This is a genomic window from Nocardioides thalensis (genome assembly GCF_013410655.1).
GTDB classification, from domain to species: domain Bacteria; phylum Actinomycetota; class Actinomycetes; order Propionibacteriales; family Nocardioidaceae; genus Nocardioides; species Nocardioides thalensis.
In genome coordinates this window covers 4339999-4362017 of record NZ_JACCFP010000001.1, presented here as the reverse complement: position 1 = coordinate 4362017, position 22019 = coordinate 4339999, and the positions used below count along the sequence as shown (strand labels likewise).

At 72.0% G+C, this 22019-nt stretch carries 22 protein-coding genes and 1 tRNA gene; 13 read left to right on the top strand and 10 right to left on the bottom strand.

Annotated features, from left to right (window positions below):
* Window positions 1–95 precede the first annotated feature (95 nt).
* The 3 genes from HNR19_RS21195 to HNR19_RS21185 all read left to right on the top strand — a co-directional run bounded on the left by HNR19_RS21195 (window position 96) and on the right by HNR19_RS21185 (window position 2518).
* Complete coding sequence (locus HNR19_RS21195) at window positions 96–524, top strand: YkvA family protein (RefSeq protein ID WP_343047312.1); 429 nt, start codon at window positions 96–98, stop codon at window positions 522–524.
* 56 nt (window positions 525–580) lie between these two features.
* A tRNA-Arg gene (locus HNR19_RS21190) sits at window positions 581–646 on the top strand.
* A gap of 270 nt (window positions 647–916) precedes the next feature.
* On the top strand, window positions 917–2518 hold the full coding sequence (locus HNR19_RS21185; protein WP_179669803.1) for a TROVE domain-containing protein: 1602 nt from the start codon (window positions 917–919) through the stop codon (window positions 2516–2518).
* 70 nt (window positions 2519–2588) lie between these two features.
* On the opposite strand, the gene HNR19_RS21180 is transcribed toward HNR19_RS21185, so the two are convergent.
* On the bottom strand, window positions 2589–3146 hold the full coding sequence (locus HNR19_RS21180; protein WP_179669802.1) for a hypothetical protein: 558 nt from the start codon (window positions 3144–3146) through the stop codon (window positions 2589–2591).
* A gap of 177 nt (window positions 3147–3323) precedes the next feature.
* Here HNR19_RS21180 and HNR19_RS21175 point away from each other — a divergent pair, with 177 nt between their 5' ends.
* From HNR19_RS21175 to HNR19_RS21145, 7 genes are all read left to right on the top strand, one after another.
* A complete protein-coding gene (locus tag HNR19_RS21175) occupies window positions 3324–4064 on the top strand; it encodes a hypothetical protein (RefSeq protein WP_179669801.1) in 741 nt (246 codons plus the stop codon).
* Window positions 4065–4129: 65 nt separating this feature from the next.
* Window positions 4130–4735, top strand: coding sequence for a DinB family protein (locus HNR19_RS21170; RefSeq protein WP_179669800.1), 606 nt, complete (start codon window positions 4130–4132; stop codon window positions 4733–4735).
* Window positions 4736–4745: 10 nt separating this feature from the next.
* Window positions 4746–5087 (top strand): 4a-hydroxytetrahydrobiopterin dehydratase, encoded by a 342-nt coding sequence (locus HNR19_RS21165; RefSeq protein WP_179669799.1) that lies wholly within the window; start codon window positions 4746–4748, stop codon window positions 5085–5087.
* Window positions 5088–5173: 86 nt separating this feature from the next.
* Window positions 5174–5740, top strand: a complete 567-nt coding sequence (locus HNR19_RS21160; protein ID WP_179669798.1) for an NADPH-dependent FMN reductase — start codon at window positions 5174–5176, stop codon at window positions 5738–5740.
* 138 nt (window positions 5741–5878) lie between these two features.
* The gene (locus tag HNR19_RS21155) at window positions 5879–6136 is read left to right on the top strand and encodes a hypothetical protein (RefSeq protein WP_179669797.1); all 258 of its coding nucleotides are present in this window, start codon (window positions 5879–5881) and stop codon (window positions 6134–6136) included.
* 335 nt (window positions 6137–6471) lie between these two features.
* The gene (locus HNR19_RS21150; RefSeq protein ID WP_343047311.1) at window positions 6472–7275 is read left to right on the top strand and encodes a JmjC domain-containing protein; all 804 of its coding nucleotides are present in this window, start codon (window positions 6472–6474) and stop codon (window positions 7273–7275) included.
* A gap of 8 nt (window positions 7276–7283) precedes the next feature.
* A complete protein-coding gene (locus HNR19_RS21145) occupies window positions 7284–8186 on the top strand; it encodes a sucrase ferredoxin (protein WP_179669796.1) in 903 nt (300 codons plus the stop codon).
* 25 nt (window positions 8187–8211) lie between these two features.
* On the opposite strand, the gene HNR19_RS21140 is transcribed toward HNR19_RS21145, so the two are convergent.
* Together HNR19_RS21140 and trxA are read right to left on the bottom strand one after the other, a co-directional pair.
* The gene (locus tag HNR19_RS21140) at window positions 8212–9276 is read right to left on the bottom strand and encodes an LLM class flavin-dependent oxidoreductase (protein WP_179669795.1); all 1065 of its coding nucleotides are present in this window, start codon (window positions 9274–9276) and stop codon (window positions 8212–8214) included.
* Window positions 9276–9653, bottom strand: coding sequence for a thioredoxin (gene trxA / locus HNR19_RS21135; protein WP_179669794.1), 378 nt, complete (start codon window positions 9651–9653; stop codon window positions 9276–9278). The genes HNR19_RS21140 and trxA overlap by 1 nt, the downstream gene beginning before the upstream one ends.
* 152 nt (window positions 9654–9805) lie before the next feature.
* On the opposite strand from trxA, the gene HNR19_RS21130 reads away from it, so the two are divergent.
* Window positions 9806–10573, top strand: coding sequence for a GH25 family lysozyme (locus HNR19_RS21130; RefSeq protein WP_179669793.1), 768 nt, complete (start codon window positions 9806–9808; stop codon window positions 10571–10573).
* 90 nt (window positions 10574–10663) lie between these two features.
* On the opposite strand, the gene HNR19_RS21125 is transcribed toward HNR19_RS21130, so the two are convergent.
* The 3 genes from HNR19_RS21125 to HNR19_RS21115 all read right to left on the bottom strand — a co-directional run bounded on the left by HNR19_RS21125 (window position 10664) and on the right by HNR19_RS21115 (window position 15526).
* Window positions 10664–11878, bottom strand: a complete 1215-nt coding sequence (locus HNR19_RS21125; RefSeq protein WP_343047310.1) for an MFS transporter — start codon at window positions 11876–11878, stop codon at window positions 10664–10666.
* 352 nt (window positions 11879–12230) lie between these two features.
* Window positions 12231–14777: a glycoside hydrolase family 65 protein gene (locus HNR19_RS21120; protein ID WP_179669792.1), complete on the bottom strand. Its 2547-nt coding sequence runs from the start codon at window positions 14775–14777 to the stop codon at window positions 12231–12233.
* Complete coding sequence (locus HNR19_RS21115) at window positions 14774–15526, bottom strand: HAD family hydrolase (protein ID WP_343047309.1); 753 nt, start codon at window positions 15524–15526, stop codon at window positions 14774–14776. The genes HNR19_RS21120 and HNR19_RS21115 overlap by 4 nt, the downstream gene beginning before the upstream one ends.
* A gap of 95 nt (window positions 15527–15621) precedes the next feature.
* On the opposite strand from HNR19_RS21115, the gene HNR19_RS21110 reads away from it, so the two are divergent.
* Window positions 15622–16938 (top strand): cytochrome P450, encoded by a 1317-nt coding sequence (locus tag HNR19_RS21110; RefSeq protein WP_179669791.1) that lies wholly within the window; start codon window positions 15622–15624, stop codon window positions 16936–16938.
* Between the two features lie 62 nt (window positions 16939–17000).
* Here the strand turns inward: HNR19_RS21110 and HNR19_RS21105 are convergent, their stop codons facing one another.
* From HNR19_RS21105 to HNR19_RS21095, 3 genes are all read right to left on the bottom strand, one after another.
* Complete coding sequence (locus HNR19_RS21105; RefSeq protein ID WP_179669790.1) at window positions 17001–18281, bottom strand: choice-of-anchor P family protein; 1281 nt, start codon at window positions 18279–18281, stop codon at window positions 17001–17003.
* Window positions 18282–18406: 125 nt separating this feature from the next.
* Window positions 18407–19213 (bottom strand): ABC transporter permease, encoded by an 807-nt coding sequence (locus tag HNR19_RS21100; protein ID WP_179669789.1) that lies wholly within the window; start codon window positions 19211–19213, stop codon window positions 18407–18409.
* Window positions 19210–20217, bottom strand: coding sequence for an ATP-binding cassette domain-containing protein (locus tag HNR19_RS21095; protein WP_179669788.1), 1008 nt, complete (start codon window positions 20215–20217; stop codon window positions 19210–19212). Before HNR19_RS21095 ends, HNR19_RS21100 begins: the two co-directional genes overlap by 4 nt.
* 204 nt (window positions 20218–20421) lie before the next feature.
* Here HNR19_RS21095 and HNR19_RS21090 point away from each other — a divergent pair, with 204 nt between their 5' ends.
* Complete coding sequence (locus HNR19_RS21090; RefSeq protein WP_179669787.1) at window positions 20422–20943, top strand: Dps family protein; 522 nt, start codon at window positions 20422–20424, stop codon at window positions 20941–20943.
* Window positions 20944–20962: 19 nt separating this feature from the next.
* Here HNR19_RS21090 and HNR19_RS21085 read toward each other — a convergent pair whose 3' ends face one another.
* Window positions 20963–21937 (bottom strand): GlxA family transcriptional regulator, encoded by a 975-nt coding sequence (locus HNR19_RS21085; RefSeq protein ID WP_179669786.1) that lies wholly within the window; start codon window positions 21935–21937, stop codon window positions 20963–20965.
* Window positions 21938–22019 lie beyond the last annotated feature (82 nt).

Below are 22019 nucleotides of genomic sequence, written 5' to 3'. Positions count from 1 at the left end.
TGACCCGCTCTTTCCCTCTCCACGGATGAGACGGACCGGATCCGACAGACTCATCACCACCAATTCGTCGCGATGGCGACGAGTACCGTCAGAACGTGACCACCGCCCTCGTCGTCGCCGGCATCGCCCTGGCGGCGTGGGCGCTCTCCTGCGCGGCGATGGTGCTCTTCGCCCGCCGGCTGCCCGACGGCATGCTCAAGCAGGTCGCCGAGTTCCTGCCCGCGTGCGTCACCACCGCGCGCCGCCTGCGCAAGCACCCCGACGTCCCGCGCCGCGCCAAGGTCGCGCTGCTCGTGGCCGTGCTCTGGGTCGTCTCGCCGATCGACCTGCTCCCGGAGTTCCTGCCGGTGATCGGTCCGCTCGACGACGTGGTCGCGGTCGTGCTCCTGCTGAGGTACGCCGCCCGCAGCATCCCGCGCGGGACGCTGCTCGCGGCGTGGCCCACCGACCCGCGCCTGCTCGAGCGGCTCCTCGGCAACAAGTCCGTAGACGCAGGGACCGACCAGCCGCCCCAAACCCGCTAGGCCGCACCACACCGGGACTTCTACGGTTCTCGACGACAAGAGAACAACGGTTCCGGGCGGGCCGGCGACGGTTGGTTATCACTCCGAATGATGGTGTTGCGGGTTCGACTCCCGCCGTGCCACGGGCACGTAGCTCAAGGGCAGAGCTCATGTCGGTCGTCATCACACGCCCGCGCCGGACCAACCAGAGCGGGGGCCGGAGCCCTTTCGGTCACCCGCTCGCAACGACGCAGGAGAGCGGGCCGGAGCGGATCGGTTATCTCTCCCTGACACGGAGGCCCCCGAGAAGGGCCAGCCCGCGCGGCCACGGTCGCGCGGGTCCACCCGGTCGGCACACCACGCCCGGCTCCTGCGCCGTACCCACCCCACAGAGATCACGAGAGGACACCACGATGGACGTGCTGCGCGCCTTCAACCGGCGCCGCACCGCACAGGTCGACCAGGCAGACCCCCGCCAGCGGCGCAACACCGCCGGCGGCTTCACCTTCACGCTCGACGACGCGGCGCGGCTGCGCCGCTTCCTCGTCCTCGGCGTCGACGGCGGCACCTACTACGCCGCGCCGCGTGAGCTGGCCGAGCAGAACGTCGAGGTGGTCGGGCGGATGGCCATGGCCGACCCGGAGACCCTGGTCTCCACCATCGTCGAGGTGTCCACCAGCGGCCGCGCCCCGCGGCAGAACCCGGCGCTCTTCGCGCTGGCCTACGCGGCAGCGGTCCCGGAGTCGTCCCGGCTCGCGCTCGACGCGCTGCCGCGGGTCGCCCGGACCGGCACGCACCTGCTGCAGTTCGCGGCGTACGTCGAGCAGTTCCGTGGCTGGGGTCGCGGCCTGCGCCGCGCGGTCGGCGGGTGGTACACCTCGAAGGATCCCGACGCCGTCGCCTACCAGGCGGTGAAGTACCGCCAGCGCGAGGGCTGGTCGCACCGCGACCTGCTGCGGCTGGCGCACCCGGTCACCGACGACCCCGCGCTGCGGGCGACGTTCGACTGGATCGTCCGTGGCTCGGTCGGTGACGCGGTCCCGGCGCTGGTCGACGGCTTCGTGCGCGCTCAGGCGGCGACCGATGTCACGACCTGGACCGACCTCGTCGTGCGCCACCGGCTGACCTGGGAGATGCTCCCGGATGCCGCGCTCGGCGAGGCCGCCGTGTGGGACGCCCTGCTCGACGTCGGCCTGCCCCCGACGGCGCTGCTGCGACAGCTGCCCCGGCTGACCCGGCTGGGACTGCTGCCCGACCGTGGCGGCCGCACCGCCGAGGTCGTGGCCCGGCTGACCGACGCCCAGCGGCTCCGCAGCGGTCGCGTGCACCCGGTCAACGTCCTGGTCGCGCAGCGGACGTACGCCGCCGGGCGCTCGGCGCGCGGCGCGGGCACGTGGGACCCGCAGCAGAAGGTCGTCGACGCGCTCGACGCCGCGTTCTACGCGGCGTTCGGCGCGGTGGAGCCCTCGGGCACCCGGACGCTGGTGGCGGTCGACGTCTCCGGCTCGATGCACGCGCCGATCGCGGGCCTGCCGCTGACGGCCCGTGAGGCGTCGGCGGCGCTGGCCCTGGTCCAGCTCGCGACGGAGCCGTCGGCCACAGCGGTCGGCTTCTCCGCGGACGGCCCGGGCTGGCGGTCCGACGCGGTGCTGAAGCGGCTGCGGATCTCCCCGCGGCAGCGTCTCGACGACGCCCTGCGCGTCGTCGACCGGATGCCGATGGGTGGCACCGACTGCGCCCTTCCGATGCTGTACGCGGCGAAGGAGCGACTGGCCGTCGACACGTTCGTGGTCTACACGGACAACGAGACGTGGGCAGGCTCGGTGCACCCGCACCAGGCGCTGCGGGACTATCGCCAGCGGTCCGGGATCGCCGCGAGGCTGGTCGTGGTCGGCATGACCGCGACCCATTTCAGCATCGCGGACCCGAACGACGCGGGGATGCTCGACGTCGTCGGCTTCGATGCGGCGGTGCCGTCGCTCGTCGCCGACTTCGCGCGAGGCGCCTCCCGTTGACGGGTCAGCCCTCGGCCGCCGGCCGGCAGCTCCGCCGCCGGTCGGCGGCCGTCGCGCTCCCAGGTGAGGGTCAGCCGACGACCTGCTCCGCGAGGCTCCTCATGCCCTCGATCGCCTCGTCGCTGGTGCCGGTGACCGAGAACGAGTAGTAGTCGTCGCCGTCGAGCACCTCGAGCAACGAGCCCGCCAGGTAGGCGTCGTCGCCGAGGTCGACGGGCTCGGCGTCGGGGCTGTAGCCCTTGGTGTCCTCGTAGAGCGACTGCACCGTGACCCCGTTGTCGGCGAACATCTCCGAGAGGTGTCCCTCGCGCAGCAGGGTGATCGAGACGACCTTGACCGGTGGCGCGTCGGTGTTGCTCCACACGCACTGGTCGCCGCCGGTCTGCTCCTGGTGGGTCGACTCACCCTCGTCGAAGGGGCTGCCGAAGGCCTCCTCGAGATCGGCGGTCGTGACCAGGGAGCACACGTCGACCTGCTCGGGGCCGTCGCCGTCGCCGCCGTCGCCGCCACTGTCGCCGCCGCCCTGCGACGTACCGCCGGAGTCGTCGTCGCCCGCGTCGTCGCCGCAGCCGGCCAGCGCGAGGGTGAGGCTGAGCAGGGTGGCACCGAGAAGCGTCGAGGTCCGCATGCCGGGAACCTAGGCGCGTCAGCCGCTCCCCGCTGGTTGTTGACGATCTGTCACGGTCCGCACGAAATCGCGCGGGCGGCGGAAGACCCGTCGGGACCGGGGTTTCCTCGCCCGTGACACAGTTAGACTGAGGGACGCCGTGAGCCCGGAGACGGGCAACCGAGACTTGGGGGACGAGTGACCGAAGCGGTACGCGCACGGGTGATTCCCGCCCGCGAGGCGGAGCAGCCTCTCGAGCACCTCGACGAGGCGATCCAGGTCGCCGCGGCCGCCGAGGACGAGGCCTTCCAGTCCGTCGAGCCGGTCGACATCGCGCCCGGGAGGCCGATCTCCTACGAGGAGTTCGGAGCCGCCTACGTCCGGCGCGTCCTGCACAAGGACCGCGTCCTGAAGATGGTCAACGAGGTCCTCGGCCCCGAGCTCGTGCTCGGTCCCATCGGCGCCGGCCCCGGCCGCTCGTTCGCGTCGGTCAGCGTCGTCGCCAGCTTCCGCCCGACGAAGGGCGAGGAGGTGCCGGGCGACCTGCTGACCTATCGCGTCTTCCTGCCCATGGCCATCGTCTTCGACCTCGACATGAAGATCGACCGGCACCGCTTCAACGCCGACGTCGTGCTCCCGCTGCTGATGCGGATCCACACCGAGGCGCCGCTCCGGATCCGGATCGACATCGAGCTGCCGGAGGAGGACGAGATCGTCCTGACCCTGCAGACCCCGACCCGCCGCGGCGCGGTGCTGCAGAAGCTCACCGGGCTCGAGGGGGAGCTGCGGCGCTTCCTGCTGAAGGTCGTCCGCACCGAGCTCGCGAAGGACTACGTCGCCAAGGCGACCCACCTCGACATGGAGCGCCTGATCGACACGACCTGGGGCGCCCTGTCGGCCAACTTCCTGCCGCGGGCGCCGGAGGACCGGCGTGCCTGAGGCCGCCGAACACTACTGGCCAGTCACCCCTCCCGGACGTCACCGACCCGACCTACTGTCGAAGCATGACGACCACACTCAACGGTCAGCGCGCGCGGACGCACACGCCCGTCAGCCCGGAGCCGCCGATCGCCGGTGACGAGGTCTCGACGCTCCTCGGCTCGCTGGAGCGGCAGCGGGCGACCTTCGCCTGGAAGATCGGCGACCTCGACGACGAGGCGCTCGACACCCGGCTCGGGCCGTCCACGATGACCCTCGGCGGGATGGTCAAGCACCTCGCGATGGTCGAGGACGACGTGTTCACCAAGGCGCTCCTCGGGCGGCCGCTGCCCTCGCCGTGGGACCGCGTCGACTGGGACGGACAGCCCGACTGGGAGTGGCGATCCGCTGCTGCCGACACCCCCGAGCGACTGCTCGCGCTCTGGCACGACGCCGTACGGCGCTCGCGGGCCGCTGTCGACAAGGCGCTGGCGGCGGGCGGGCTCGACTACGCCGCGGATGTCATGTTCGCCGACGGCGCGCCGAGCCTGCGGCGGCTCCTGGTCGACATGATCGAGGAGTACGCGCGGCACAACGGTCACGCCGACCTGCTCCGGGAGTCGATCGACGGCCGCACCGGCGAGGACCCGCCCCAGGACTTCCCCGGCTGGCCGCGCCCCGTCGACCGGTAACGTCGGGCAGATGGAGAAGCTCAGCGCAGAGCAGTTCGCGGCCACCGAGGGCCTCCAGGACTGGCAGGTCGTCGGCTGGCAGGCGTGCACCGTCTTCCGCACGGGTGACTTCGCGACCGGCCTCCGCCTCGTCGACGAGATCGGCCGGCTCGCCGAGGACGCCGACCACCACCCCGACCTCAACCTCCGCTACCCGCTGCTGGAGGTGCGGCTCGCGACCCACTCCGAGTCGGCGCTCACCGACAAGGACGTGACGCTCGCCCGCCAGATCTCCGCCGCGGCGGAGGCGCTCGGCGTGGCCGCCGACCCGGAAGCCATCGCCGGCTCCGAGGTCGCCCGCACCGCCGACTGACCCACGACCCGGCCCGGCGCGCCGTCTGCCCGCCGACCAGCCGGGTACCGCTCCAGAACGACCTGTTCCCGACCACTGGAGCGCAGATGACGACGTCGACACCCAAGATCGCGATCATCCTCGGCAGCACCCGTCCGGAGCGGAAGGGACTGGCTGTCGCCGACTGGGTCATGAAGCAGGCCGCCAGCCGGCCCGCGACCTACGAGCTGATCGACCTGCGGGACCACCCGCTGCCGCTGCTCGACGAGCCGATCCCGCCGTCGATGGGGCAGTACCAGAACGAGCACACCAAGGCGTGGGCCGAGGTCATCGCGCCGTACGACGGCTATGTCTTCGTCACGCCGGAGTACAACCACGCCACCTCGGGCGTCCTGAAGAACGCGATCGACTACCTCTACGCGGAGTGGAACAACAAGGCCTGCGCCTTCGTCGGCTACGGCTCGCTCGGCGGCGCCCGCGCCATCGAGAACCTCCGTGCGATCGCGAGCGAGCTGCAGATGGCGCACGTCCGGCAGCAGGTCTCGCTGTCTCTCTACACCGACTTCGAGAACTTCACCGACCTCGCGCCGGCCGAGCAGCACGACGAGGCCGTGCAGACGATGTTCGAGCAGCTCGAGTCGTGGGCGACGGCACTGCGGACGGTGCGCGCGTAGCGCTCCGCGTCGCGGTCGACCCGCTCCGACTGCCGGCCCGGCGTCCGGGTACCTCCCGGACGTCTGCCGGCAAGCCCTTGTCCGTCCTGGCAGACCGCACCAGACTCGGCAGCAAGGGCGACGACACCAGGAGGACTGATGAGCACCACACCCGAAGACCCGCTGAGCGACGACCAGATGACGACCTCGCCCGACGGCGGCGCCACGCCGATGCCGGGCGACGCGGACGGCAGCGACGGCGACGCGACCGACACCAGCGACGGTGACGCGAGCGACGGCGACGGCACCGACGGCGACTCGACCGACTCCGACGGCACTGACGGGGACTCCTCCGACAGCGACGGCACCGACGGGGACTCCTCCGACAGCGACGGCACCGACGGGACCGGGCTCTGACCGCTCTCGACCTGCTCAGCGGCGACGCCCAGACCTTCCTCACCAAGGTCTGGGCGTCGCGCGTCCACCTGCACCGCACCGATCCGGAGCGACTCGCGGGCCTGCTGAGCCTCGCCGACGCCGATCGCCTGCTCACCTCGTCCGGCCTGCGCACGCCGGCGCTCCGGCTGGCGAAGGACGGGTCGGTCCTCGCCGACGGGTCGTTCGTCCGCACGGGCGCGACCCTCGCCGGCAAGCCGCTCACCGGGCTGGTCGATGCGCGCAAGGCGCTGCGGCTGTTCGACGAGGGCGCGACGGTCGTCTTCCAGGGCTTGCACCGCTACCACCCACCGCTGATGGAGCTGGTCGCCGAGCTCGAGCTCGAGCTGGGGCATCCGTGCCAGGCCAACGCCTACCTCACTCCGCCCGGCTCCCAGGGCTTCGCCGTCCACTCCGACTCCCACGACGTCTTCGTGTTCCAGACCGCAGGCTCGAAGCAGTGGGAGGTGCACGGCGCCGAGGGCGTCGACGACGTGCTTCTCGAGCCCGGCCTGTCGATGTACCTGCCCACCGGCACGCCGCACGCCGCGCGGGCGCAGGACTCGGTGTCGCTGCACGTCACCCTCGGCATCAACCAGCTGACCTGGCGGGGTCTCGTGGAGCGCGCCGTCGCGCCCGCGCTGGCGACCGTCTCCGACGCGCACCTGCCCGCCGGCTACCTCGACGACCCGGCCCAGCTCGTCGGCGGCCTCGCCGACCGGCTGGACGCGCTCGCACGGGAGGTACGGCGCCTCGACGCGGGCGCCGCGGCCGAGCAGGAGGTGCGCCGCTTCCTGACCAGCCGGCCGTCCCGCCTGCCCGGCGGCCTCCACGACGTGCTCGCCGCGCGCGACCTGGCCGACGACACGCCGGTGCGCCGGCGCCCGGGTCACCCGTGCGTGCTGCTCGACCGACCGGCCGCCGACCAGGTCGAGGTGCTGCTCGGCGACCGCTCGCTGACGGTCCCCGCTTGGATCCGTCCCGCGCTGGAGGAGGTCCGGGCGCGGCCGTCGTTCACCCCCGGCGACCTGGCCGCGCACCTCGACCCGCAGAGTCGGCTGGTGCTCTGCCGCCGGCTGCTGCGGGAGGGCCTGCTCGAAGCCGTGCCGGCGTCGGCTTGACTGGACCGGTGACCGCCGACCGCTTCGCGTGCGCCGCCGCGAGCCTGGGCCGCGGTGAGCCCCTCGCCGGCACCGCCACCCACGTGCGGACCTGGCTCCTGCTGGAGCACTCGGGTCCGTGGGGCAACACGGCCCTGCTCGACGCCCGGCTGCCCGACGGTCTCGGGCCGGAGCTGCGCCGACGCGCGCAGCAGCTGCGGGCGAAGATCCTCCTCGTGCGCCGTGCCCGTGCGGCGCGCGACCCCGAGCGGCTCAACGTCTTCGCGGCGTGGGCGGACCCGGTCCGACCCCGGCTCGAGCACGGCACCGTCGCGGACCTGCGCGAGGTGCTCGACCTCGACCTCGGCGCCCTCCGCGCCGGCGGTACGACGGGACTCGACCCGGTCGAGCAGCCGCTGTTCGCCGTCTGCACCAACGGCCGCCACGACGCGTGCTGTGCGGAGTTCGGGCGCCCGGCCGCGATGCGGCTCGACGAGACCCACCCCGAGCTGGCCTGGGAGGTCTCGCACATCGGGGGCGACCGCTTCGCCGGCAACCTGGTCGTGCTCCCGGACGGGCTCTACTACGGGCGGGTCACACCGGAGTCGGTGAGCGCGATCGCCGACCGCCACCTCGCCGGCGAGCTGTCCCTCGACGAGCTGCGCGGCCGCTCGGCGTACCCCAATGCCGTCCAGGCCGCCGAGGTCGCCCTCCTGCGCCGGCTCGGCACGACGGCCAAGGACGCGGTCCGCCTGACCGGTCGGGAGGTCGACGGCGACCTGACCGTCGCCCGGTTCGCCGCCGGCGCCCGGGACTGGGAGGTCCGGGTGCGCACCGTCCAGGACGCCGCGTCGGCCACCCGGCTGACGTGCAAGGCGGCGCGCGACAACCCGATCCCGCGGTACGACGTCGTCGCGGTGGAGCGGCACTGACGCGTGGGGCCGGGGCGGCGGAGCCTCAGGAGTCGGCCAGCAGCTCCCGCACGCGCGGCACCACCTTGGTGCCGTAGAGCTCGATGGCGCGCAACAGGTAGGGGTGCGGCAGCGTGCCGTTGGAGTACTTGAGGTCGAAGCGCTGGATGCCGAGCGCCCGCACGGTGGCGGCGATCTTCTGCGCGACGGTCTCGGGCGAGCCGACGTACAGCGCTCCGTGGTCGACCTCGGCGTCGTACTGCTCCCGGGTGCCCGGGCCCCAGCCGCGCTCGCGCCCGATCCGGTTGCGCATCTGCTGGTAGTGCGGGTAGAGCACCTCGCGCGCCTCGTCGTCGGTGTCGGCGACGAACCCCGGCGAGTGGACGCCGATCGGCAGCGGGTCGTGCCCGAGCTCATCGAGCGCACGGCGGTAGAGGTCGGTGAACGGCGCGAAGCGGGCGGGCTCGCCGCCGATGATCGCGAGCATCAGCGGGAACCCGTAGCGAGCAGCGCGTACGACGGACTCCGGCGACCCGCCGACGCCGATCCACGCCGGGACCGACCCGCGCTCGGTCTTGGGGAAGACCTCCGCGTCGCGCAGCGGAGCCCGCAGCTCTCCGCGGTCCCAGGTGACCCGCTGCTCGCCCTGGAGCGCGGCGAACAGGTCGAGCTTCTCCACGAACAGCCGCTCGTAGTCGCCGAGGTCGTAGCCGAACAGCGGGAACGACTCGGTGAAGGAGCCCCGGCCCAGCGTGACCTCGGCGCGCCCGCCGGAGATCGCGTCGAGGGTCGCGAACTTCTCGTAGACGCGCACCGGGTCGTCGGAGCTGAGGACGGTCACGGCCGTGCCGAGCAGGATGCGCGAGGTCCGGGCGGCGATCGCCGCGAGCGGCAGCTCGGGCGCGCTGATCGCGAAGTCGCCGCGATGGTGCTCGCCGATCCCGAACGCGTCGATGCCGACGTCGTCGGCCAGCACCCCCTCGGTCACCACGTTGCGGATGACCTCGGCGTGCGCGAGGCGCTCGCCGGTGTGGGGATCGACGGTGACGTCGCCGAAGGTGTCGAGCCCGAAGCTGAGCCCGGGAGGCTCGGTCGGCCCGGCCTCGGCCATCACTCGGCCTTGTCGCCGGTGGCCTCGTCACCCTGCTGCGCGAGGGCCGCGTCGATGTCGAGCTCGCGCACCTTGCCGATCAGCTCGGTCAGCGCCGGAGCGGGCAGCGCGCCTGCCTGCGAGAACACGAGCGTGCCCTTCTTGAACGCCATCAGCGTCGGGATCGACTGGATCTGCGCCGCCGCCGACAGCCCGCGCTCCTCCTCGGTGTTGACCGAGCCGAACACGATGTCGTCGTTGGCCTGCGCCGCCTCCTCGTAGATCGGCGCGAACATCCGGCACGGCCCGCACCACGACGCCCAGAAGTCGACGAGCACGATCTCGTTGTCGAGCACCGTGCGCTCGAAGTTGTCGGCAGTCAGGTCCAGGGACGGCATGGTGTCTCCAACGGTAGCCCCGCCCTCCTGATTCCCCCGCCCAACCGGCACGGTTGGCGTGACGAACGGGCAGGGTTGGCGTGACGAACGGGCAGGGTTGGCGTGACGAACCGGCAGCGCCGTACGACGGCGGGCCGCCTAGGCTCCGGGACGTGCGCGCCCTTCTCCCGTTCCTGCTGGTCGGATCACTCGCCGGCGCCGGGTGCGCGGCCGACGATCGACCGGACGCGATCGAGTCTCGACCGAGCACCGAGACCCCGACCGTCTCGCCCACGCCGACCCCGCCCGGAGGGCTGACGGCGACCCCACCGCCACGGTCGTCGAAGGAGCGAGTGCGGCACCTCGGCATCGACGCCTCGCATCACCAGGGCACGATCGGGTGGGAGGCGGTCGCGAACGACGGCATCTCGTTCGCCTACCTCAAGGCGACCGAGGGCGCGACCTTCACCGACCCGATGTTCGCCACGAACGCCCGGCAGGCCGCCGACCTCGGCATCGAGGTTGCGGGCTATCACTACTTCTCGCTCTGCACCCCGGGCGCCGACCAAGCCCAGCACTTCGTGTCAGTGATCGAGGATGCACCGTCGGGTTGGCTGCCGCCCGCTGTCGACGTCGAGCTGCTCGGCTCCTGTTCGACCCCGCCGCCACGCGAGGCGCTGCTCGCCGAGATCAAGACGTTCCTCGAGGTCGTCGAGCGGCACACCGGCCAGCGGCCGGTCGTCTATCTCTTCCCCGACTTCGAGGAGGAGTACGGCGCCGCCGCCGAGCTGTCCGGATACCGCCAGTGGGTGCGCGACCTGGACGGCCGGCCCGAGCGCGACTGGTGGGTCTGGCAGCAGACCGACAGCGGATCCGTGGACGGCGTGGACGGACCGGTCGACGTCAACATCCTGTTCCGCCGCGAGGTCGTCGCGCGCTGAGCAGGGCACTGCCGGTTCGTCCAACCAACTCTGCCAGTTCGTCCAGCCAACCGTGCCGGTTCGTCGCGCCAACCGTGCCGGTTCGGCGGGTCAGCGGATCTGTTGTTCCCGGTGGACGGGGACGACGCCGATGGCGAGGAGGGGGAGCACGGCGGCGAGGGCGTACGCGGCGCCGTACCCCCAGTGTGTGATCAGGAGCCCGAACAGAGGTGGCACGAGGGCCGCGACCGCGTGCTGGGCGGTGTTCTGGGCGCCGAGCGCCCGCCCGGACCAGAAGGGGCCGGCCTTCTCGGCGATCGCGGTGTAGGCGAGGCCGTTGTCGGCGACCGTGACGGCGGACGCGACGACGAGCAGCGCCACCGCGACGGCGGTCCACCAGCCGCCGGACAGCGACGCGGCGCTGCCGAGCAGGAGCAGGGTCAGGGCGGCGAGCACCGCGACCACCCGCATCGGTCGCATCCGGCTGCCGACCAGGTCCGAGACCCAGCCGGAGCTGATCCGAGCGGCCGCCCCGGCGACCTGCGTGCCGGCGATCAGCAGCCCGGCGGGACCGGGCTCCCAGCCGAGGTCGGTCACCAGCCAGGTCAGGCCGAACGCCCACACCAGGAACTGCGGCACCACGAGCAGGACGGACGCCGCGTGCACGCGCACCAGGAAGCCGTCGACCCGGTAGGGGTTCGTGTGCCCGTCGCCCTCGGCCCGCGGCGGGCGCGGCGGGTCGAGCACGATCACCAGCACCAGCAGGATCGCGAGCGCGCACGCGACCGTCGGCACGCCCAGCGCCAGCGCGATGCCCTGGTCGGCGGCCAGCACGGCCATCGTCGCTGCGCCGAGCCCCACGCCGATCGGCTGCGCGGCCTGTCGGATGCCCATCGCCAGGCCCCGCCGCTCGGGCGGGAACCACCCGACGACGACGCGTCCTGACGCCGAGTTCGCCGACGCGCCGCCGATGCCCGCGAAGAACAGTGCCACCGCCAGCGTCACCGTGCCCGGCGCCAGGATCGCGGCGATCCCGCCGAGCACCGCGACCGACAGCCCGGCGACGAGCGCGAACCGCTCGCCCCGACGGTCGACCACGAACCCCCACGGCAGCAGCGCCACCATCTGCCCCGCGACGGTCGCCGCAGCGACGAGACCAGCCGCAGCGAGCGACAGTCCCCGCCCCCCATCACCCACCGCCGCGTGCAGCTCAGGAATCAGGAACGCCGGCCCCGTCACCATCGTCGTCGACGCGGCCGACGCCAGCGTCCCCGCGGCGAGGATCGCCCAGCGGCGCCGTACCGAGATCAGCGCATGCGGCGGCACTTCCTGACCCGCCGCAACCACCCGTGAGCTCACCCGGTCAGTCAACGCCGATCACGAACCGCCCGCACAATCAGTCCCACCAAACACCAAGTGAGATAAACCACTCACCGGCCCGCGTCCGCGATCATCGACGTCCGGCTCGGGACCGGATGGTGGAGCCGCGCGGAGCGAGCCCATCCCGGCGATTCCGCGACGACGCGCCGGCGCCCCGACCCCTGCGGCGGCCTCGGAAGGAGCGCGCCGACGCGCGGCGGAGCGAGCAAGCCGGGATGGGATCGCAGAGCGAGGCGAAGCCAGCCGGGCCCGTGCCGGCCACACCCACCGCGGATGACGGGCCAAACCCCCCGAAGGGCTAGGCCATCATGAGCGGCGCCCCCGGCGGATCCTCCCCCGAGGGGACGATCGCCGAGATCACGGTCCCGTCCGCCCGCTGGATCCCTGCCGGGTTCTGCGGCTCGCCGTCGAGGCGCGGCCCCTGCCCGTCGAGGGGTACGACGACCGCGGCGCCGTGCTTCACGACGACGTCCTCGCCACGCACCGAGAACGTCAGCGGTCCCTCGCCCTCCTCGACGAACAGCTCGAGCTCGTCGGCGCGGACGGTGACCCGCACCCGGGTGCCGCGCAGCGTCACCCGGTAGACGAGGCTCTCCCAGGACTCGGGGAGGCGCGGGTCGATGGTCCACTGCCCGTCACCGCACTGGACGCCGAGGTCGCGGAAGCCGCCGAAGCCGGCGACGAGGGTGCTCCAGACGCCACCGGTCGACGCGACGTGCACGCCGTCGGCGGTGTTGTTGTGGCGGTTGTCGAGGTCGACGAACAGCGCCGAGTGGAAGTAGCGCAGCGCGAGCTCGTGGTAGCCGACCTCGGCCGCGATGATCGACTGCACGACCGCCGAGAGCGTCGAGTCACCGGTGGTGATCGGGTCGTAGTACTCGAAGTCGGCCTTCTTCTGCTCGGCCGTGAACTCCTCGCCCTGGAGGTAGAGCGCGAGGACGACGTCGGCCTGCTTGAGCACCTGGAACCGGTAGATCACCAGCGGGTGGTAGTGCAGCAGCAGCGGCCGCTTGTCGAGCGGCGTGCGCTCGAGGTCCCACATCTCCCGCTCGAGGAAGTGCATGTCCTGGGGGTGGATACCGAGGTAGTCGTCGAACGGGATGTTCATCCCCTTCGCCGCCTCGGCCCACTCCGACGGCTCCTCCTCCTGGAGGCCGGTACGCCGCACGAGGTCGTCGTATGCCGCCGGGTCGTCGCGCTGGAGCTGCCACACCGCCTGCGCCGCCCGGCGCAGGTTGAAGCGCGCGAGCACGTTCGTGTACAGGTTGTCGTTGACGACGGTCGTGTACTCGTCTGGCCCGGTGACGCCGTGGATGTGGAACGTGCGGGTGCCCTCGTCGCGCCAGAACCCGAGGTCGGCCCACAGCCGCGCGGTCTCGACGAAGATGTCGATCGCCTCGCGGGCGAGGAAGTCGTCGTCGCCCGTGGCGCCGACGTACTGGCTCAGCGCGTACGCGATGTCGGCGTCGATGTGGTACTGCGCGGTGCCGGCCGCGTAGTAGGCGGACGCCTCGTTGCCGTTGATCGTGCGCCACGGGAACAGCGCGCCGCGCTGGGCGAGCTCGCGCGCCCGGATGCGGGCGTGGTCGAGGAGCCCGTAGCGGAAGCGCAGCGCGTTCCGGGCGGCGTACGGCATCGTGTAGGTCAGGAACGGCATCACGTAGATCTCGGTGTCCCAGAAGTAGTGGCCGCCGTAGCCCGAGCCCGTCACCCCCTTCGCGGCGACGCCCTGCGTCTCCGCCCGCGCCGACGCCTGCGCGAGCGCGAACAGGTTCCACCGGATGGCCTGCTGCACGTCGGGGTGGCCGGGCACCTCGACGTCGCAGCGCGCCCAGAACCTGTCGAGCCACTCGCGCTGCTCGGCGAACAGGCCGTCCACGCCCTCGTCGGCCGCGCGGCCGAGCGTCCGCTCGCAGCGGTCGATCAGCTCGCGCGCGGGCACCGACGCGGCGGTGTGGACGGCGACGAGCTTGGTCAGGGTCACGGTCTGGCCGGGCTCTGCGGCGATCCGGTAGATCACCTTGGCCAGGTCGTCGTCGGCGTGGGCCTGGGCGTCGTACGGCGCGTCCGTGTCGAGCTGGTGGTCGGCGACGATCCCGAGCGTCATCTTGCTGTCCGCGCACTCGTAGCCGAGCCGGAGCCGGCCACTCTCGGCGTCGGCGCTCGCCAGCCGCGGCTCGAGCACCCGCCGGTTGAACCGGTCGGCCTTGCGCGGGTCGCCCATCGAGCCCTCGGTGCGGTCGTCCTCGCGGAACTCCGACGGCTTGTCCTGCCGGTTGAGCACCTGCGACGACAGCACCAGCGAGGCGCGCTGGTCGATCATCGACACCTCGAACGTCATCACCGCCAGGTGGCGCTGTGCGAGGGACACCATCCGCCGGCTGCGGATCCGCACCCGCTTGCCGCCGGGCGTGCGCCACAGCAGCTGGCGGGTGAGCACGCCGTCGCGGAAGTCGAGCGACCGCTCGTACTCGCGCAGGTCGGCGGTCGACATCTGCAGGGGCTCGTCGTCGACGTACAGCCGGATCACCTTGGGGTCGGGCGCGTTGACGATCGTCTGCCCGACCCGCGCGAAGCCGTAGGCCTCCTCGGCGTGGAGGATCGGCCACGTCTCGTGGAAGCCGTTGACGTAGGTGCCGTCGACGTGGGCGTCGCGACTCTCGGAGAAGTTGCCGCGCATGCCGAGGTAGCCGTTGCCGACGGAGAAGAGCGACTCGGTGACGCCGAGGTCGTCCGCGGAGAAGCGCTTCTCGACCAGGCGCCACTCGTCGAGCGGGAAGCGGGTGCGGTCGAGCGGGTCCCGGGACTGCGGTGCCTTGTGCGACGGCCCGCCCGGCGGCGTCATTCGGGCACCACCTCGCCGAGGTCGGGTACGACGACGTCGGCCCCCGCCTCGGTCAGCGCCTCGACGCCCGCGCCCCGGTCGACCCCGATGACCAGGCCGAAGGCGCCGGCGCGGCCGGCCTCGACGCCGCTGATCGCGTCCTCGATGACGATCGACGTGGCGGCCGTCGCGCCCAGCTCCTCGGCGGCGTGGAGGAAGGTGTCCGGCGCGGGCTTGCCGGTCAGGTGCAGCTCCGCAGCGACGCCGCCGTGCACGACGGTCGCGAAGTAGTCGGTGACGCCGGCCGCGGCGAGCACCGCGGGCGCGTTGCGGCTCGAGGAGACGATCGCCATCGGCATGCCCTGGGCGCGCAGCGCGTCGAGCAGGCGCACCGATCCCGGGTAGGGCTGCACGCCCTCGTCCGACAGCACCTTGCCGAAGAACTCGTTCTTCCGGTTGCCCACCCCGCAGATCGTCTCCGCGGTGGTCGGGTCGCTCGGGTCTCCCTCGGGGAGCGTGATCCCGCGTGAGGCGAGGAACGAGCGGACCCCGTCGTAGCGCGGCTTCCCGTCGACGTAGTCGTAGTAGTCCTGGTCGGTGTAGGGCGGGTGGGGTGGGATCCCCGCCGCTTTCGCGTGCTCGACCAAGTAGGCGTTGAACATCGCCGACCAGGCGCGCATGTGCACCTCAGCGGTCGGCGTGATCACCCCGTCCAGGTCGAAGAGGGCGGCGGCGTAGCGGTTCCAGTCCACGGTGTCGTTGGCCGGCACGATGTCAGGGTAGCGGGGCGGGCGCACCCTGAGTGTTCCCTGGGATCCCGCCAGAACTGGCAACCAGGGGGGTGAGGTCTGGTGGAATGTGCGCCATGTTCCCCTTCGGTCTGGCCGGGTCGGTGAAGCGACGGGTCGGCATGTGGCTGCTCAACCGGACGATGCGCGACGGCATCGACCTGCGGAAGCTGCGCTTCCTGCCCGACGGCGTGACCCTCCCGCTCAAGCGCGACGGGCTCGACCCGCTGCCGGAGCTGATGAAGGTGCAGGCCGAGGCGCCCGTCTCCAAGCTCGCGACCCTCTTCGGCAAGGGGGTCTGGCTCGTCAGCGGCTACGACGAGGCGCGCCAGGTGCTCGCCGGCGGGGCCGAGGTGTGGTCCAACGACCTCGGTCAGTTCGTGTCGCAGGAGGGCCGGGCCGCGGAGGAGCAGATCGGGGGACTCGGCATGACCGACCCGCCGCTGCACACCGCCCTGCGCAAGTACCTCACCCCCGAGTTCACGATGCGCCGGCTCGCCCGCCTGCAGCCGGGCATCGAGAAGATCGTCGAGGAGCGGCTCGACGCGATGGAGACCGCCGGCGAGGGCGGCAAGGTCGTCGACCTGGTGCAGGAGTTCGCGTTCGCGGTGCCGTTCGACGTCATCTGCGACCTGCTCGGACTGCCGGTCGAGGACCGCGCGCGGTTCCTCGAGCTCGGTGTCGCCCGCTTCGACCTGACCGAGGGCGGCGCCGGTGCCTTCGGTGCTGCGGCCCACACCCGCGAGTTCCTGATCAACGCGGTGCGCGAGCAGCGCGAGGAGCCCGGTGACGGCCTGATCGGCGCGCTCCTGAAGGAGCACGGCGACGAGCTCGACGACGTCACCCTCGGCGGTGTCGCCGACGGCGTCTTCCTCGGCGGCTACGAGACCAGCGCCTCGATGCTGGCGCTCGGCGCCTACCTGATCGCCACCAACCCCGAGGCCGGGCGGATGCTGCGCTCGGACCCGGAGTCGGTCGACCGCGTGGTCGAGGAGCTGCTCCGCCACCTGTGCGTGGTCCAGCTGGCGTTCCTCCGGTTCGCCAAGCAGGACGTCGAGGTCGGCGGTGAGCTGATCAAGGAGGGCGACGCGGTGGGTGTCTCGCTGCTCGCGGCCAACCGCGATCCCAAGCTGGGTCCGGGCCTCGACGACTTCGACCCGACGCGCGAGCCGACGCGCCACCTGTCCTTCGGCTGGGGGATGCACCGCTGCGTGGGCGCCGAGCTCGCCCGGATGGAGCTGCGCACCGCGCTGCGGATGATGGCCGAGCGCTTCCCCGACCTGGCGATGGCCGCCGACATCGGCGACCTCGACTTCCGCAAGCTCTCCGCCGTCTACGGCGTGGAGGCGCTCCCGGTGCGACTGTTCGGCGCGGAGCTCACCGCCGCGCGCTGACCGCTCGGTGGCGGTCGGCGCGCGGCGGCGGCACCGTCCAGCAGACGTCTCTCAGCGCTCGCCTAGTGCCAGACCTGCGCCTGGGTGGTGGCGATCTCGACCCGTGCTCCGACCGGCAGCCCGGCCCTTGCGGTGTCGAGCACGATCAGCACGCCGATCGTGCGGTAGGCGTGGACCATCCCGTTGCGCACGACCTTCCGGTGCTGGTTGATCGTGACCTTGCCCAGGTTGGCGATGTGGAGCGTCGTGTTGGGCGCGACGTCGAGCGGGATCTCCTCGCCCGCGATCCGCAGGGTCGCGAACGTCATGTCGCCGTCCATCGTCGCTCCACGTGGCGTGATCCGCACCTGCGAGCGGGTGCCGAGCGCCTTGGCGGAGACCAGGCCGTTGAACAGGCTCAGGCTGGCGATCGTCGTCGACTCCGTGACCTGGGAGAGCGCGTCGGAGCGGATGCCCCGCTGCTCGCTGTGGATCGCACCGACGTTGAGGACGCCGCCCAGGTTGACCCGCGCGGTGGAGTTGCTCTCCTCCTGGCCCGCGGTACCGCCGGTGCGCATGTGCACCATCGCGGTCTGGCCGGACTCGACCTCGACCTCGTCGCCGACGTTGGCGGTGACGTAGGAGCCGTACGCCGTGCCGCCGAGGGCGTAGCCGCCCGGGTCGCCGCCGTTGCCGAGCGAGAGGATCTGCGACACGGGGTTGACCGCCACGGTCGCCCCGGCCGTCGTACCGTTGCGGGCGCCGAGGAGCGTGACCCGCAGGCCGGCGCCGAAGATCGCGGCGGAGTCCTTGGCAGCGCCGGTCTGCTGCTGGTTGAGCATGATGCTCACGACGCCGGGGATGGTGATCCCGGTGTTGGGCTTGATGTCAGCCTCGTAGGGCTTGCCCTGGATGGTCAGTCCGAGCAGGCGGGTGGTCATCCGCGTCGTGGGCGTGCCCGACCCGTCGGCGACGATCCGCGCCTTCGTCACGATCGCCGACGCCCTGATCAGCCCGCCGAGGAGCGAGACACCCGCGGTGCGTGACGTCGCCACGAGCCGCAGCCCGTTGGTCTCGGGGTTGCGGTCGGCGATCACCTCGGTCCTCGCGACACCCGCGCTGAGCAGGGTGCCGGCCCGGGCCGAGACGATCTTGTTGCGCTTGCGCTGACTGGTGTTGCCGACGATCTTGGCCTCGGCCGTCGCGTCCGACTGGACCGCGACGCCGAGCGCCTGCACCTGGGTGGCGCCGGCATAGACGTTGTAGGAGTACTTGGGGGGTGCCGCCTCGGCGGCGGGCACGCTGGCAACGACGGCCGCCGTCGCCACGATGGCCGCGCTGGCAGCGCAGATGAGTCGCTTCACCACTTACCTCAGATCTACCGTCGGGAGCATGAAGGGCGAGGTCTGCGCCCGAGTCGCAGTGGACGACGGCAGACCTACGTGTCGATCTGATCAGGAGTATGGCGCATCCGCGCTCATCGGGTCCTTTACTTGCTCGTCGTGCGCCGGTACTGCCGGACCGAGAGCGGGATGAAGACGGCGAGGATGATCACGATCCAGAGCAGCGTGTAGAGCACCGGGTGCTCCATCGACCACGCGTCGGAGCCCGCGAGCATCCGCGGGTCGGCGTTGCCGAACAGCTGACGGGACGCCTCGGTGAGCGCCGAGACCGGGTTCCACTCGACGAGGAACAGCAGCACGCCGTCGAAGTCCTTGAGCGGGACGAACGCGTTGGACAGGAACGTCAGCGGCATGATCACGATGAACGACGCGTTGTTGATGACCTCGACGCTCGGCACGAGCAGCCCGACGTAGGCCATCACCCAGCTGATCGCGTAGGCGAACAGCAGCAGGAGCAGGAATCCGAAGATCGCGTCGAGGACACCCTCACGGATCCGCCAGCCCACCAGCAACCCGGTCAGCGCCATGATGATCAGCGAGAGCACGTTGTAGACGACGTCGGACGTCGTGCGGCCGACCAGCACCGCCGAGCTCGACATCGGCAGCGACCGGAACCGGTCGATGATGCCCTTCTGCATGTCCTCGGCGAGGCCGGCGCCGGTGAACGTCGCGCCGAAGACGACGGTCTGCGCGAAGATGCCCGCGATCAGGAACTCCCGGTAGGAGACGTCGCTCCCCGTCTCGATCGCGCCGCCGAACACGAACGCGAAAAGCAGCACGAACATGATCGGGCTGATCAGCACGAAGACGAGGATCTCCGGCACCCGCTTGATCTTGATCAGGTTGCGCTGGGCGACCACCCAGCCGTCGGTCAGGGCCTCGGCGGCGCTCATCGCGCGACCTCCATCTCGCTGTCGTCGGTGGTGTCGGTGTCGTCGGACCCGTCGACGTCGCTCTCGGCGGCGTGGCCGGTGAGCGCGAGGAACACGTCGTCGAGCGTCGGCCGTCGCAGCCCGACGTCGAGCACGGTCACGGTCTCGCGCTCGAACCCCTGGAGCACGCGCAGCAGGTCGTCGGTCGCCGTACCGCTGACGGCCGCCGTGAGCTCACGCCCGTTGTCGCCGACGCGGACCCCGTCGACGGCGACCTCGGAGAGCACCCGGTGGGCGGCGTCGCGGTCCTCGGCGTCGGCGAGCACGACCTCGATGCGCTCGCCACCCGTGCGGGCCTTGAGCTCGTCGGCGGTGCCGTGGGCGATCGCGAGGCCGTGGTCGATCACGACGATGTCGTCGGCGAGCTTGTCGGCCTCCTCGAGGTACTGCGTGGTGAGCAGGAGGGTCGCCCCGCTGCCGACCAGCTCGCGGATCACGTCCCACATCTGCTGGCGGCTGCGGACGTCGAGGCCGGTGGTGGGCTCGTCGAGCACCAGCACCGGCGGCTCGGCGACCAGCGCGCCGGCGAGGTCGAGCCGGCGGCGCATGCCGCCGGAGTAGGTCTTCGTGGGCCGGTCGCCCGCGTCGGCGAGGTCGAACCGCTCGAGCAGCTCGCGCGCCCGGGCCTGGGCCCGCGCCTTGCCGAGGTGGTAGAGCCGGCCGACCATCACGAGGTTCTCGTAGCCGGTGAGGTGCTCGTCGACCGCGGCGTACTGACCCGAGAGGCCGATCTTCGCCCGCGCGCCGGCGGGGTCGGCGACGACGTCGATGCCGGCGACCTCCGCCGTGCCGGCGTCGGGCTTGAGCAGCGTCGTGATGCACCGGACGGTGGTGGTCTTGCCGGCCCCGTTGGGGCCGAGGAGCGCGAGCACCTTGCCCTCCGGGACCGCGAGGTCGATGCCGCGCAGGGCCTCGACCTCCTTGTAGCGCTTGGCCAGCCCGCTCGCGCGGATCATGTCGCTCATGCCTGCCCCTTCTCTCCAGCCCCCGGGAACCCCGATGCTGCCACCGTAGGGACCGCCACCGACATCGGTTTTCATCGCGACGGGCCGGGCGATCGTGTGCGCTGGGTCACGCAGGGAAGGCTTCCTTGTCTGGAATGGTTCAAGAAAGCGTGGTTGACTGGTGGACATCACCAGCCGAGAAGTCACGAGGAGAGAGGACCCACGATGGCCGTTCTGCAGCACGAGAAGCACGTCTCCCACCCCGCGTTCCAGGCCGACGAGAAGTTCGCCCAGCACCTCCAGCAGCTGCTGGTCGACCTGACCGACCTTTCCCTCCAGGGCAAGCAGGCGCACTGGAACGTGGTGGGCCCCAACTTCCGCGACCTGCACCTCCAGCTGGACGAGATCGTCGACGCCGCCCGCGAGTTCACCGACCAGGTGGCCGAGCGGATGCGCGCGGTCTACGTCGTGCCCGACGGCAGCGCCGCGCGGGTCGCCGCCCGGAGCAGCCTGCCCGCGTTCCCCAACGGCGAGGTCGACAGCGCCGTCGTCGTCGAGAAGATCACCGCTTCGCTGTACGCCGTGGCCGGCACTGCGCGTGAGATCCACGACGACATCGACGCCGCGGACCCCACCACCGCCGACCTGCTCCACGTCGTCATCGAGCGCCTCGAGCAGCTCGCGTGGATGGTCGCCGCCGAGCGCCGCGTCGCCGGCCGGAGCGTCCCCGCGCCGATCCAGGCCTGAGCCCGACCCGTCCGAGCCCTCAGGCCACCGGCGCGCGGAACGCCGCCCGGTAGGCCTGGGGGCTCGTGCCGACCTGGGCCCGGAAGTGCCGACGCATCGACTCGCTCGACCCGAAGCCGGTGGCGTGCGCGACCTCCGTGACCGTCAGCGCCGAATCCTCGAGAAGCGCCCGGGCGCGGGCGACCCGCTGCCGGGCGATCCACGACTGGAGGGACTCGCCGGTCTCCGCGCGGAACCGGCGCTCCAGCGTGCGCGGGCTCAGGTGTGCCTGCCGGGCGACCCGCTCCAGCGAGAGCGGCTCGGGCAGGTTGTCGAGCACCCACGCCATCACCGGCTCGAGCGGTCCGGTCGCACGCACCTGCGGCTCCCGGGCGTACTGCGCCTGCCCGCCCACGCGGTGCGGCGGGCTGATCAGCACGCGCGACACGTCGTTGGCGTAGGACTGCCCGTGGTCGCTGCGCAGGATGTGCAGGCACAGGTCGGTCGATGCCAGCATGCCGCCGGCGGAGAGCACCTGCCCGTCGTCGACGTACATCGCGTGCTCGTCGAGCAGCACCGCGGGGAACGCCTCGCGGAACTCGTCGGCGAGAGCCCAGTGCGTCGTGACGCGGCGGCCGTCGAGCACGCCGGCCTGCCCGAGCACGAAGGCACCGGCGCACAGCGACACCATCCGCTTCCCGTCCGCCGCGGCCTGCTTGATCGCGGCCAGCACGTCGGGGTGCTGCGGCGCCCAGGGCGCCTCGAGCCCCGGCACGACGACGGTGTCGGCGGTCAGGATCTCGGAGACCGGTGCGACGTCGCCGATCGTGAAGCCGAGCGAGGTCTCCACTTCGGCGGGACTGCACACCACCACGTCGTACGGCGCCCGCGCCTCGTCGCGGATCTTCGTGAAGACCGACGGGCGGCGACCGAACGCCTGCGCTGCGACCGCGAGGTCGAGCACGAACGTGCCCGGCAGGGCGACGATCGCCACGCGGTGCCGCGGCTTCGTCATCGCCACCTCCGGGGTCGGGCTCGCTCGGGTGTCCCGATCTGTTCGAAGAATGGCGTCTCGCGTGGTGCCGCGCAGGGGAAAC